This window comes from Priestia veravalensis, assembly GCF_001457055.1.
GTDB lineage: Bacteria > Bacillota > Bacilli > Bacillales > Bacillaceae_H > Priestia > Priestia flexa.
Map to the genome: position 1 here is coordinate 328,177 of NZ_KQ758627.1, position 12,313 is coordinate 340,489.

Here is a 12,313-nt window from a genome sequence, read left to right on the forward strand (position 1 = left end):
GCAAAAACTCCCTACGGCTTAATTAATTCCATGTACTCTTGAATTCGTTGTTCATCTAACCCTCCAATAAACACATCGACAATCTTTCCATTCTTATCAATTAAAAACGTAGTTGGTAACGGGTCTACACCGTATGCATGGAGAACTTGTGAATCCCTGTCCATTAAAATCGGAAAGGATAATCCATAGCGGTTTGCAAACTGCTTAACAGCAACATCTGTTTCATCAACATTTGCAGCCAAAATTTCAACACCTTGGTCTTTATACTTCGCGTATTGTGCTTCCATTACAGGCATTTCTTTTTCACAAGGTTTACACCACGTGCCCCAAAAGTTTAAAAAGACGCCTTTTCCTTTGTAATCCGACAGCTTATGTTCATTCCCCTCTAAATCTTGGAGAACAAAGTTAGGAGCCTGGTCACCTACTGAAAATGCTTGCTTGTCAGCTATAAACTGCGTATATAGAGTATAGCCCACAGCAACTAATAAAATAGTTAGAATCGTAGTACGAATAAATAAGCGACGTTTTTTCATCCCAATCGAACTCCTCTAAATCGTTTTCATTATGCGTTTTCTTACAATTATAGCATTTTTTCGCATTAGTAAAGGTAAAAATATTATGAAGGTTATGTGACACAGCAACGCTTTCAACAAAGAATGGACAACTCATTTATTTATAATTTATGCGCTTACATCTTTATTCATAAAAAAGCACGTTTAGCTGATCGAATGATCTACCAGCTAAACGTGCCTTGTTATACTTACTTACCTGTTTGTGCTTTCGTATACAGCTGCTTTACTTCATGAGCCGTTAATTCTCTTGCTTCTCCTGCGTTTAAGCCTCTTAAATCTAAATTTGCATAGCGTTCGCGCTTTAATTTTAAGACAGGATGACCAATCGCTTCAAACATGCGACGCACTTGGCGGTTTTTACCTTCATGAATCGTTAGCTCTACGATGGCTGTTTGCTTTCCTTTATCAATAGACAGAACTTTTGCACGCGCAGGCGATGTTTTTCCGTCTTCAAGCATAATACCTCTCTGTAGCTGTCTGATTTTTTCACGCGGTGGAATACCTTTAATTTTTGCTACGTACACCTTATCAATTTCGTACTTTGGATGCGTCAGCAGGTTGGCAAATTCACCATCATTTGTTAAAAGAATTAGCCCCGACGTATCATAATCTAAGCGCCCAATTGGATAGATACGTTCTTCAACGTGAGGGAAAAAGTCCACAACCGTTTTTCGATCTTTATCATCCTTCGCTGCTGAAATAACGCCTCTTGGCTTATATAACATAAAATAGACGGGTTCTTCGCGTTCTAATGGTACACCGTCCACTTCAATTTTATCGTTAGGTCCTACCTTTGTTCCTAGCTCTTTTATTGCTTTTCCGTTCACCGTTACTCGTCCTTGCGTAATAAGCTCTTCAGCTTTACGCCTTGAAGCAACACCCGCATGAGCAATTACTTTTTGTAATCGTTCCATTTATATCTCACCTCTTGTAACATCTTACTTGTTTACTCTCTAATATACAAGCCTGTACAGCAAATAGCTATTAATTTTCTCATGCAAAAAAGAAAGCATGTCAAGCCTGCTTTCTTTTACCTTTATTATGACCCAAAAACAAGAATAACAATTACCACTGATGCGACAATGCCTACTAAATCCGCTAACAAGCCAACCTTTAGAGCATCGCCCATTTTTTTTATGCCTACCGCTCCAAAATAAACGGTTAAAATATAAAATGTAGTATCAGTACTTCCCTGCATAGTAGAAGCTAATCGTCCAATAAAGGAATCCGGCCCATACGTTGCAATTAAATCGGTTGTAATACCCAAAGCGGCAGTTCCTGAAATTGGCTTGATTAAAGCAAGTGGTACTATATCAGCTGGCACGCCAACTGCATCTAAAAATGGCTTCATAAAGTTTAAAAAGAAATCTAAAGCTCCAGATGCTCGAAAGATTGAAATACTTACGAGCATCCCAACGAGATAAGGAATAATAGAAAACGCAATTTGTAGTCCATCCTTCCCGCCTTCTACAAATCGTTCATAAGTTGGGATTTTTTTATATGTTCCATATAAAAGGATACAACCTACAATAAGAGGGATAAACATAATGGAAATTTGATTCAATAAGGTCATCTACGCTCCCCTCCTTTTCTCATACGGCGATGGTAGAAATAACGATCAATGATAATGGCTCCCATTGTAGCAACAACCGTTGCAAGAAGTGTCGTTCCTACAATCTCTGTGGGATTGGCGGAATTATACGTGATACGAATGGCAATAACAGTTGTTGGGATTAATGTTAGACTGGTTGTATTGAGCGCTAGCAAAGTAATCATTGACCTACTCGCTTCATCCTTATTACCATTTAGCTGTTTTAACTGTTCCATTGCTTTAATCCCAAGCGGTGTCGCTGCATTACCAAGCCCAAACATATTAGCCATCATATTAGATAGTATATATCCTAAAGCAGGATGATCTTTTGGAATGTCAGGAAACAACCTCCCAATAATAGGACGAAACAACTTGGCTAATTTCTCCAATAATCCAGCGTGTTGCGCAATGTTCATAATGCCTAGCCAAAATACCAATACACTTATTAAACCAATACTGATGGTAACCGCTTCTCCTGCCCCTTGAAAGATTGCTTTATTAACCGCATCCATCTTTCCATTAATGATCGCAAACACAATTCCAATAACCGTTAGCAACATCCAAATGACATTAACCATCTTATCGTGCTCCCGGATAAACGAAAAATAAGTTCTTTACCTTAGTGAAAAATCCCTCTTCTTTCTTTTGCTCATTATGGAAGTAAATCGGTATATTCCCTATTGACTCACCATCTTGTGTCACCTGTAACTCTCCTACAACGCTTGGAACAGGCTTTCCTTCTTTCCACTCTTTTTGGGGTTTAATTAAAATCGTTTTCAACTTAATGGTTTCTTGCTCATCTTTTGTTAATGGATATATAACATCTCTTTTAATTTCAAGCTTCTTTTTATAAAATGAATCTTCGATGCCTTTCAGCTCTCCTTTTGGAGCCAAGCTTGTCATTTTATAATTATCAAAAGCCTCTTCGTACATAGAAATGTGATCATTCCAATCACTAGGTGCGTTAATTGTAACAGCAATTAAATCCATTCCATTTTTTGTGGCCGTCGTTACCAGCGTTCGCTTTGCTAACTTTGTATATCCCGTTTTACCACCTGTGCAATATGCATATAAGCTTGTCAGTAATTTATTTTTATTTTTCCACACGCGGTCCCACTTTTCTTCTGGATGAGCGGTTCTGTAAACTTTTGTTCCTGAAATTTCTCGAAACGTTTTATTATTCATTGCGTAGCGCATCAAGATCGCCATGTCATAGGCTGTTGAACGATGATTTTCATGATTATCTAGTCCATGAGGATTTTGAAATGTGGTATTAGTCATTCCAATTTCATTTGCTTTTTGATTCATTAAATAAACAAATCCCTCTTCGCTGCCCCCTACCATTTCAGCAATCGCTACAGCTGCATCGTTTCCAGATCTCATCATAAGTCCATATACCAAGTCTTTGAGCTTAATTTTTTCACCCTCAATTAAGTAAATGGATGACCCTTCTACTCCCACTGCTCGAGAGCTAACCGTTGTTGTTTGATCAATTTTGCCAGATTCAATCGCTAAAATAGCGGTCATAATTTTCGTAATGCTCGCTATGCGGCTAATCTCATCAGCATTTTTCTCATATAAAACTCTTCCAGACTTTTGTTCAATTAAAATTGCACTATGGGCGCTTACACCTGCTGCATATGTAGTAGGAGGTAAACTGCTTAGACCTAAAAATAAAATTATGAAACATATAATGCTTTGCTTTATTTTCCGCATGTCATCCCCGTCCCTTTATCTGTTTGTACAAGTTTATGCACTTGTTTTCATGTTATGAATTATTTACGTAAAGGCATCTTTCAACTTTTATCTTATTTGTAATTTTTTTCTTTTTTTATTCATAAAAAGAACACGATGTATACTCATCGTGTTCTTTACCAAGTGAGTTATTCTGTTTCTTGAAACGTCCGAAAAAACAAATCTGCTTCCTGTTCAGCGCCTGCTTCATCTTCTGGAAGCGGTGGCAGTTCGCTCAAGTCTTTTAAGCCGAAATAAGCTAAGAATTCTTTTGTTGTTCCATATAGAATCGCTCGGCCTGCTCCTTCTGCGCGTCCTGCTTCTTTTAAAAGCGCTTTGCCAATCAGCGTTTGAAGCGGCCTTTCAGTTTTCACACCGCGAATTTCTTCAATTTCAGCTCGCGTAATCGGTTGACGATATGCTACAATTGCTAGCGTTTCAAGCGCAGCTTGAGATAGCGATTGTGCAGGTGGTGCTTCAATTAATTTTTCCACATACGAAGCATATTCCTGCTTCGTTGCGAATTGAAACTGTCCAGCAATCTCTACTAGCTGAAGACCACGCTTCTCGTCTTCATACTCTTTCATCAGTTTATTTAACTCTATGCTCACTTCGTCTTTTGACACATCAAGAAGTTCTTGCAGCTGTTTAATCGATAGCCCCTCATCTCCCACAACGAATAGTAAACTCTCGATAGCCGCAGAAACATGTTGTTTACTCATCTTTCATCATTCCTTTCTTGATATGCAACGTATAGTTCATCTAAGTTATTGGACTGCTCTACGATGACTTTATTCTTTTTCATTAATTCTAAGATGGCTAAGAACGTTACCACAATATGATTGCGCTCAGGATAAGGAAAAAGCTTATAAAAACTTTGTTTGCCCTTTGTTTTTTGGAGTACCGATACAATTTCCGTCATTCTTTTTTCAATTGGAACGTCTTGACGGGCTACTCTTGCTTGCGCTGGCTTCTGTAACTGTTTTCGCTTCATCAACTTCTGTAAAGCACTCAGCATATCATAAAGCGAAACATCTAAATCTCCGCTATCTTGCTGCGGCGATTTTTCATCACTTATTTGCTGTAAGTTACTAGGGGCCTTTGCGTAAATATGGGTTTGTGTTTCTTCAAGCTTTTGAAGTTCAACGGCAGCTTCTTTAAATTTACGATATTCAATTAACTGCTGCATTAACTGTTCGCGAGGATCTTCTTCTATATCATCCATACTGTCATCTATATCGTCTTCATCATATGTTGGCAGTAACATTTTACTTTTAATTTGAATAAGCGTAGCAGCCATTACTAGATATTCGCTTGCCACATCTAGCTGAAGCTCGTTCATCGTATGTATATACATCATGTATTGTTCGGTAATCGTTGCTACTGGTATGTCATAAATATCAATTTCAAATCGGTTAATAAGATGCAATAAAAGGTCTAGCGGTCCTTCAAAAGCATCTACCTTCACACTATATTCCAATTCTATCCCACCAAAATTATCATTTAGTCATAAGTCGTACTATCATTAGTATAGAGGATTCTAGACACATGTCCAATATAATTTCTAGGAAAGATAGATCATTCGCCCATACCAAACGTAAAAATGAACATATGATGTCAGGGTAATAGCATTTTGATAACTCGAAGGAGGAATTCTCATGACTCACAAGCATGATTATAACGGAGGATTTTCTTTAATTATTGTATTGTTTATTTTATTAGTAATTATCGGATGCGCTTGCTTACACTTTTAATAAAATGACCCAAATGTGTTCAGTTTAGCTGGACACTTTTTTATGTTACACTGGCATTAGGAGGTTACCAGTTATGTATCCAAAACCGTATATAGATTATCTTGTTTATTTTCATACAAACAGAGATTATTTCGAATGCCATGAAGTACTAGAAGAACATTGGAAAGTCGCTGATCCTAGGCATCGAAATGTTTTATGGGTTGGGCTCATTCAAGTTGCCGTTTCGCTGTATCATCATCGTCGAAGTAACTACGTAGGTGCTGAACGTACGATGAAAAAAGCAATTTCAATTCTTGATGCGCACCATCAAGAGCTATTTCAGATTGGTTTACAGCCAATCGATTTAATCAGCATACTCAACAAACATTTGCGCTTAATACAGGCTTCAAAACCGTATCAAAGCTTAAATATGCCAATTGTAGATGAACACCTTGTTCAGCAATGCCATGCACACCCTTTAGCTCAGACATTCGGATGGCTTACACCATCTAATTTGCAGGATGAACACCTTATTCACCGTCATAAGCTCCGTGATCGAACAGCTATCATTGCAGAGCGGGCAAAGAAATTACGAAAAAGCAGAGCTTCTCGTAGTTAAGACTACTGCAGCTCTGCTTTTTATTGTTCACTTTGACATTTTTCATAAAACGGTGCAATTAACTCACTAGGCTTAATTTGAGCATTAGAATACATCTGCTGAAGTGCTTTAATCATTTCTTTTCCGATCCCCTGCTGGCGATGAGATGGATTGACACTCACATGTTGAACCTCAACTAAATCTTGATCAATAATTGAAACTCCAACAATACCGATAAAGTCTTCTCCCTGTTTCCATAAATATAGCTGGCGATTTTCGTTTTGCTCATAATCTTTCATCGTTTGCTGAAGTTTTTTTAAATCCTTTTCAGTTGGCACAAACGACAGAAGACCCATAGCAATTTTTTCATGACTTCTTTTATAGCGAATAAGCATAAAATTCTCCCTCGTTCTCAAACTTTCCTACGATGTGTTCGTTAATTCTAATGCTTTTATCATACAAAATTTATGAAATAATAGCAACACCGCTGTAAATTCACATAAAAAGAGCGACATGTAAAGTTGATTTCACAACTTACAAGGCGCTCTATTATCACTCTTTTCAACCTAATGTTGAATTGTTACAGCATGAGAATATTACTCTTCCCACACCTTAACTTCTTTCATCACATCACCGTTACGCATCTTCAATACTGTATCTAACCCTTCTGTTACTTTACCAAACACAGTATGAACACCATTTAAGTGTGGCTGTGGCTCATGTACGATAAAGAATTGACTTCCGCCAGTATCTTTTCCTGCATGAGCCATTGATAATGAACCAGCTTCATGCTTATGAGGATTACCTTCTGTTTCACACTTAATTGTATACCCAGGACCGCCAGCTCCTGTGCCTGTAGGATCTCCACCTTGTGATACAAATCCAGGGATAACGCGGTGGAACGTTACGCCGTTATAAAAACCTTCAGCTGCTAATTTTTCAAAGTTTTCAACTGTTCCAGGCGCTTCATTTTCAAATAAATCAATTAGAATTTTTTCTCCATTTTCCATTAAAATGCTTGCTTTTTTCATGTATAAAACCTCCAAATTATGTATTTCAACACTTATGGTTGTACATAAGTAACTATGCACGCTTTAACAATGTTTCATCTTATTGTACTATAAGTGAATATCTAAATTCAATGAATCACTTTTCTTCAATCAATTAGTGAATTTTTCTTTTTTTGAAACTTTCTTGTTGTCTCTTCGTTTAATAAGTAGCGCGAGATGAAACTATCGCATTATCTAAAATCGTATTATAATAGGATATGGTTAAAGGAGGAAAAAATTATGAAGCCTTATATAAAAATAGCTTTGCTTACTATGAGCTTGATTTTGTTTTTAACAGCGCCAATAAAAAGTCTTGCAGACGCAGCTGTAGGTGACGTCATTGTTACTTTAGGAGAAGATTTAACAATTGCGCAAAAAGAAAAAGTATTAAAAGACCTTGAAGCACCAGATAATGCGCAAACCATTACTGTGTCTAACGCAGAAGAACATGAGTATTTAGGTGACTTTATTCCAAAAGCAACCATCGGCTCTAGAGCGATTTCATCTTCAAGCATTACGCTTACTGCAAAAGATTCAGGCTTAAGCGTAGCCACCCAAAACATTACATCCATTACGGATGATATGTACCTAAACGCGTTAATGACTGCAGGTGTAAAAGACGCTGATATTAAAATTACTGCACCTTTTGAAGTATCAGGTACTGCCGCATTAACCGGAATTATGAAAGCCTATGAAGTACAAACAAATAAAAAAATACCTGAAGAGGTTAAAAAAGCGGCCAATGAAGAGATGGTTCAAACAGCTGAACTTGGTGAAAAAGTAGGAAAAGAAAAAGCAGCTGAATTTATGGCAACAATAAAAGAAGAAATTGCCAAAGAAAATCCACAAACAAAAGATGATTTGCGTGCTTTAATCGAGCGTGTAGCCAATGATTTAGGCATTAGCCTAACAGACTCTGAGCTGAACACACTCGTTGACTTTTTCAATCGTTTAAAAGACTTAGATATTGATTGGAATCAAGTTAAAGATCAATTATCAGCTACTAAAGAGAAAGTCACAACATTTTTGCAGTCTGAAGAAGGACAGTCATTCCTTGATAAACTAAAAAACTTCTTTATTAGTATCATTGATGCTATTAAAGCTTTATTCTCATAAAAAAACGGTTGCCTCTAAGGCAACCGTTTTTTTACTTTTTTAACGCAACGTTATACTTTAAATCATTTTTAATAATATCTTCATATGTTTCACGTTGTACAACTAACTGAGCATCTCCATCTTCAACAAACACGACCGCTGGTTTAGGCAAACGGTTATACTGACTCGCCATTGAATAACCATATGCACCTGTACAGAACATCGCTAGAATATCACCTGGACGTGCTGTTGGCAACGACAAGTCCCACATTAGCATGTCTCCAGATTCACAGCATTTCCCAGCAATCGATACAAGTTCATCTTTCACATCATTCATTCGATTCGCAAGAGCAGCTTCATACTTTGCTTGATATAATGCAGGACGGATATTATCATTCATCCCCCCATCAATTGCAACATATTCACGAATATTCGGGACATGTTTGCGTGAACCAACAGAGTAAAGTGTTGTACCTGCATCTCCTACGAGTGAACGGCCAGGTTCAATCCAAATTTCAGGAATTGGAACATCTAGTTGAGCTGATTGCTTTTTAACTTCTTCAATAATCACTTCTACATATTCGGAAACAGGAATAGGCTGATCTTCCTCTGTGTAGCGAATTCCGAACCCTCCCCCAAGATTAAGTACTTCCGGTACATAGCCAATTGTTTCCTTCCACTCTTTCATTTTTGAAAAAAGCTTCTGAGTCGCCATGACAAATCCTGTTGTTTCAAAGATTTGTGAACCAATATGGCAGTGAATTCCTAACAGGTTAATTCCACTGGTTTCCATCACAGCTTTAATTGCTTCATCAGCTTGACCATTTTGCAAATCAAAACCAAACTTTGAATCTTCTTGTCCTGTGAGAATGTAGTCATGAGTATGAGCTTCAATACCTGGTGTTAAGCGCAATAATACAGGCATCGTTTTGCGATACTGTTCTGTTAGTTCTTGTAACAGCGCAATCTCATAAAAGTTATCTACAACAATGCACCCAATATCTTCTTTAATAGCCATCTCTAACTCAGCTCGGCTTTTATTGTTTCCATGAAAATGAATCCGTTCTTTAGGAAAATTAGCCGCCAGCGCCGTATAAAGCTCTCCTCCAGATACAACATCTAAGGACAGGCCTTCTTGGTCTACCACTTGTACCATCGCAACGGTCGAGAAGGCTTTACTTGCATATGCTACCTGTGCTTTTATATTGTGTTTTTCAAACGTTTCTTTAAACCCTCTAGCACGTTGACGAATTAAAGCGACATCATATACGTAAAGAGGCGTTCCAAACTCTTTACCAAGCTTAACCGCGTCTACACCACCGATTTCAAGATGACCTTGTTCATTAATGCGACTTGTACCATGTAAAAACATCCTTCTACCCCGTTCCTTTATATATTGTAAAAAAGACAGCTGACAGCATAAAGAGCTGCTAACTGTCTAAAAATTTATTATTTTACATAATTAAAACAAATCTATCACATTTTTTTACAGGTTTCAACTACATATTGCTAAATAAACAAGAGATGGCTACCAGATTTACGAATCTGCTGGCTGACGATCTTTATCTTGTGGGTGTACAATGCTAGGTCTGGATTTCGCAGACGGTACCGCTGGGCGAATAATAATCTGAAGCAGCGCTTTAGGATTAAATGGCATAAACGGCCATAGATAAGGCGTGTTCAACGACTTTAAGCTCACGAGATAGATTAAATACAGCGTAGACATAATAACAAATCCAGGCGTGTGAAAAGCAGCTACACCTATTAAGAGCATTAAACGAATTATTTTATTCGCAATGGCCAATTCATAACTTGGAGTAGCAAATGTACCAATTGCTGCTACCGCTACGTATAAGATTACCTCAGGTACAAAAAGTCCTACATCAATGGCAATCTGCCCAATGAGAACAGCGGCGATTAAGCCCATGGCGGTAGCTAGAGCAGTTGGTGTATGAATGGCGGCCATCCTTAAGAATTCGATGCCTAAGTCAGCTAAGAAGATTTGAATAACAGTTGGAATATTCGTTTGCTCATTGGGTCCTATAAACTGAAGTGCCGGCGGCAAAAGCTGTGGTTCTAGAACAAATAATAGCCATAGTGGTAATAAAAATACAGATGCTAAAATCCCTAATAACCTTACCCACCTAATAAACGTCCCAACAGCAGGAGATTGCCTATATTCTTCTGCATGTTGTAAATGATGAAAAAACGTAGTTGGCGTAATAATGACACTTGGTGATGTATCTGTAATTAAAATAACGTGCCCTTCTAATAAATGCGTAGCAGCTGTATCTGGTCTTTCCGTATAGCGAACCATAGGAAACGGATTAAAACCTTGTTTGACCATATACTCTTCTAGCGATTTATCTGCCATCGGTAGACCGTCTACTTTGATAGAAGTAAGCTCTTTTTTTATAATTTCCACAAGTCCAGGATCTGCAATTTCATCTATGTACCCAATTGCTACGTCCAGTTTGGAACGTTCACCTACTTTAAAGATTTCAAAGCGTAGTCTTCCATCTCGAATTCGACGACGAGTTAGTGCTGTATTGATAATAATATTTTCTGTATATCCATCGCGCGCACCGCGAATAACTCTTTCTGTATCTGGTTCTTCTGGCGAACGCCCTGGATACATCCTTACATCAACTTCAAAGCCTACTTCTTCTCCATCAATAAGTACAAAAATGAGACCTGATAAAATGGTATCCATTCCTTCATCCAGTGTTCTTAGAGGCTTAACCTGTTGATGAATTAAACGGTTTTCAATAATATCTTTTAATTTTGCCTGCTCAACTTCATTATCATTAATTTGAACAAGTACTTTGGTAATTTCAATGATAAATGCACTATCACATAGGCCTGTTACGTAGTATACATGCACTTCTCGACCTAGGATAAGAAGTTTACGAACACCTACATCAAAGCTTGTAATCATACTAGCGTTTTCTTTGTACCATTCATCATTTTGTTGAATCTTTGGGAAAATCTTTGTTTTATTTTCCACTTTGTTGCTCACGGAAGCCACTCCTTTCTAAAATCAGTTGTACAGCTTGCTCTGTAATTGGACAACCAGCTTTTACATCATCCATGCGTGCCATTTTACCAATGTCTCCAATTCCGACAACCAGCGGAACATCGAGCTCATCTAAACAGTACACCGTGTCACCATTTATTCGCCCAACCTCCAACTCTTGAATACCACTTTTATCCACACCATAATGCGTTAGTTCACCAAAGCGGTCGATTGTAACATCTACTTTGGACCATTCACTTTGATGAGTTCTAGAAGCTACCGCAATAACACCTAATACATCCATTTGTTTATTTGTCGCTACATACTTAAGCGCTTGTTCTCCAGCACCTTCGCCAACAAAGCCGCTGTCATCGAACATAACAAATACAGGATCATACGGTGCTTCTAAAATCATGCCAACAATTTCTTTACCCGTTAGAGTCGTTGGATTTCCGTAGGACTTTGAAATACATCTGCCGCCCACTTTTTTCGCAATGTACTCAATGTTTTTTCGTGCGTATTCATCTCCATCTGTAATTAAAATAACTTGCCTTTTTTTCATATCACACCTCTTATCCTTTTGGTTTAAAGATTAGCGCGATGATAAAAGCAAATAAAATAGCTGCTGAAATACCTGCCGACGTTAGCTCAAACATACCGATACCAATTCCAATAAACCCATGTTCATCTGCTTGATGCATAGCTCCGTGTAATAGCGAGTGTCCAAAGCTTGTAATTGGAACTGTGGCGCCTGCTCCAGCAAATTCGATAAATTTATCATAAATCCCAAATCCATCTAAGATTGCTCCAATTACTACAAAGGAACTCATAACGTGAGCAGGGGTAAGCTTGGCAAAATCAAGCAACAGCTGACCGATTACACAGATTGCTCCTCCTACCACAAAAGCAATAACATAATCCACAA

The 12,313-nt window shown here is 37.9% G+C and carries 16 protein-coding genes; 3 read left to right on the forward strand and 13 right to left on the reverse strand.

Features of this window, described 5'->3' with window-relative positions:
- Positions 1-11: 11 nt before the first annotated feature.
- From resA to AS180_RS01700, 7 genes are all read right to left on the reverse strand, one after another.
- Positions 12-533: a thiol-disulfide oxidoreductase ResA gene (gene resA / locus AS180_RS01670; RefSeq protein ID WP_025908346.1), complete on the reverse strand. Its 522-nt coding sequence runs from the start codon at positions 531-533 to the stop codon at positions 12-14.
- Between the two features lie 227 nt (positions 534-760).
- Positions 761-1,486, reverse strand: a complete 726-nt coding sequence (locus AS180_RS01675; protein WP_025908345.1) for a pseudouridine synthase — start codon at positions 1,484-1,486, stop codon at positions 761-763.
- A 125-nt stretch (positions 1,487-1,611) separates the two neighbouring features.
- A complete protein-coding gene (locus AS180_RS01680) occupies positions 1,612-2,145 on the reverse strand; it encodes a spore maturation protein (protein ID WP_025908344.1) in 534 nt (177 codons plus the stop codon).
- Positions 2,142-2,741: a nucleoside recognition domain-containing protein gene (locus AS180_RS01685; RefSeq protein ID WP_025908343.1), complete on the reverse strand. Its 600-nt coding sequence runs from the start codon at positions 2,739-2,741 to the stop codon at positions 2,142-2,144. The genes AS180_RS01680 and AS180_RS01685 overlap by 4 nt, the downstream gene beginning before the upstream one ends.
- 1 nt (position 2,742) lies before the next feature.
- On the reverse strand, positions 2,743-3,879 hold the full coding sequence (locus AS180_RS01690; RefSeq protein WP_025908342.1) for a D-alanyl-D-alanine carboxypeptidase family protein: 1,137 nt from the start codon (positions 3,877-3,879) through the stop codon (positions 2,743-2,745).
- A 167-nt stretch (positions 3,880-4,046) separates the two neighbouring features.
- On the reverse strand, positions 4,047-4,619 hold the full coding sequence (gene scpB / locus AS180_RS01695; protein ID WP_025908341.1) for an SMC-Scp complex subunit ScpB: 573 nt from the start codon (positions 4,617-4,619) through the stop codon (positions 4,047-4,049).
- Positions 4,616-5,377, reverse strand: coding sequence for a segregation/condensation protein A (locus AS180_RS01700; protein WP_025908340.1), 762 nt, complete (start codon positions 5,375-5,377; stop codon positions 4,616-4,618). Before AS180_RS01700 ends, scpB begins: the two co-directional genes overlap by 4 nt.
- A gap of 178 nt (positions 5,378-5,555) precedes the next feature.
- Between AS180_RS01700 and AS180_RS21365 the strand changes: the two genes are divergently transcribed.
- Positions 5,556-5,651 carry a YjcZ family sporulation protein gene (locus AS180_RS21365; protein WP_076512182.1) on the forward strand — a complete coding sequence of 32 codons (96 nt, stop codon included), beginning with the start codon at positions 5,556-5,558 and terminating at the stop codon, positions 5,649-5,651.
- Between the two features lie 73 nt (positions 5,652-5,724).
- Positions 5,725-6,249 carry a DUF309 domain-containing protein gene (locus tag AS180_RS01705; protein WP_025908339.1) on the forward strand — a complete coding sequence of 175 codons (525 nt, stop codon included), beginning with the start codon at positions 5,725-5,727 and terminating at the stop codon, positions 6,247-6,249.
- 20 nt (positions 6,250-6,269) lie between these two features.
- On the opposite strand, the gene AS180_RS01710 is transcribed toward AS180_RS01705, so the two are convergent.
- Together AS180_RS01710 and AS180_RS01715 are read right to left on the reverse strand one after the other, a co-directional pair.
- A complete protein-coding gene (locus AS180_RS01710) occupies positions 6,270-6,623 on the reverse strand; it encodes a GNAT family N-acetyltransferase (RefSeq protein ID WP_025908338.1) in 354 nt (117 codons plus the stop codon).
- Positions 6,624-6,824: 201 nt separating this feature from the next.
- A complete protein-coding gene (locus AS180_RS01715) occupies positions 6,825-7,259 on the reverse strand; it encodes a peptidylprolyl isomerase (protein ID WP_025908337.1) in 435 nt (144 codons plus the stop codon).
- Between the two features lie 270 nt (positions 7,260-7,529).
- Here AS180_RS01715 and AS180_RS01720 point away from each other — a divergent pair, with 270 nt between their 5' ends.
- Positions 7,530-8,393 carry a DUF1002 domain-containing protein gene (locus tag AS180_RS01720; RefSeq protein ID WP_373688723.1) on the forward strand — a complete coding sequence of 288 codons (864 nt, stop codon included), beginning with the start codon at positions 7,530-7,532 and terminating at the stop codon, positions 8,391-8,393.
- A 31-nt stretch (positions 8,394-8,424) separates the two neighbouring features.
- On the opposite strand, the gene lysA is transcribed toward AS180_RS01720, so the two are convergent.
- The 4 genes from lysA to spoVAE all read right to left on the reverse strand — a co-directional run bounded on the left by lysA (position 8,425) and on the right by spoVAE (position 12,311).
- Positions 8,425-9,744, reverse strand: a complete 1,320-nt coding sequence (gene lysA / locus AS180_RS01725; protein WP_025909082.1) for a diaminopimelate decarboxylase — start codon at positions 9,742-9,744, stop codon at positions 8,425-8,427.
- A 165-nt stretch (positions 9,745-9,909) separates the two neighbouring features.
- Positions 9,910-11,361 (reverse strand): spore germination protein, encoded by a 1,452-nt coding sequence (locus AS180_RS01730; protein WP_374699980.1) that lies wholly within the window; start codon positions 11,359-11,361, stop codon positions 9,910-9,912.
- Between the two features lie 7 nt (positions 11,362-11,368).
- Positions 11,369-11,950 (reverse strand): stage V sporulation protein SpoVABEA, encoded by a 582-nt coding sequence (locus tag AS180_RS01735; RefSeq protein ID WP_061784729.1) that lies wholly within the window; start codon positions 11,948-11,950, stop codon positions 11,369-11,371.
- 10 nt (positions 11,951-11,960) lie between these two features.
- A complete protein-coding gene (spoVAE, locus tag AS180_RS01740; RefSeq protein WP_025909085.1) occupies positions 11,961-12,311 on the reverse strand; it encodes a stage V sporulation protein AE in 351 nt (116 codons plus the stop codon).
- Positions 12,312-12,313: the final 2 nt, after the last annotated feature.

Coding starts and splice junctions, on each gene's coding strand:
- resA (WP_025908346.1), bottom strand. CDS start 533: ATGAAAAAACGTCGCTTATTTATTCGTACTACGATTCTAACTATTTTA.
- AS180_RS01675 (WP_025908345.1), bottom strand. CDS start 1,486: ATGGAACGATTACAAAAAGTAATTGCTCATGCGGGTGTTGCTTCAAGG.
- AS180_RS01680 (WP_025908344.1), bottom strand. CDS start 2,145: ATGACCTTATTGAATCAAATTTCCATTATGTTTATCCCTCTTATTGTA.
- AS180_RS01685 (WP_025908343.1), bottom strand. CDS start 2,741: ATGGTTAATGTCATTTGGATGTTGCTAACGGTTATTGGAATTGTGTTT.
- AS180_RS01690 (WP_025908342.1), bottom strand. CDS start 3,879: ATGCGGAAAATAAAGCAAAGCATTATATGTTTCATAATTTTATTTTTA.
- scpB (WP_025908341.1), bottom strand. CDS start 4,619: ATGAGTAAACAACATGTTTCTGCGGCTATCGAGAGTTTACTATTCGTT.
- AS180_RS21365 (WP_076512182.1), top strand. CDS start 5,556: ATGACTCACAAGCATGATTATAACGGAGGATTTTCTTTAATTATTGTA.
- AS180_RS01705 (WP_025908339.1), top strand. CDS start 5,725: ATGTATCCAAAACCGTATATAGATTATCTTGTTTATTTTCATACAAAC.
- AS180_RS01710 (WP_025908338.1), bottom strand. CDS start 6,623: ATGCTTATTCGCTATAAAAGAAGTCATGAAAAAATTGCTATGGGTCTT.
- AS180_RS01715 (WP_025908337.1), bottom strand. CDS start 7,259: ATGAAAAAAGCAAGCATTTTAATGGAAAATGGAGAAAAAATTCTAATT.
- lysA (WP_025909082.1), bottom strand. CDS start 9,744: ATGTTTTTACATGGTACAAGTCGCATTAATGAACAAGGTCATCTTGAA.
- AS180_RS01735 (WP_061784729.1), bottom strand. CDS start 11,950: ATGAAAAAAAGGCAAGTTATTTTAATTACAGATGGAGATGAATACGCA.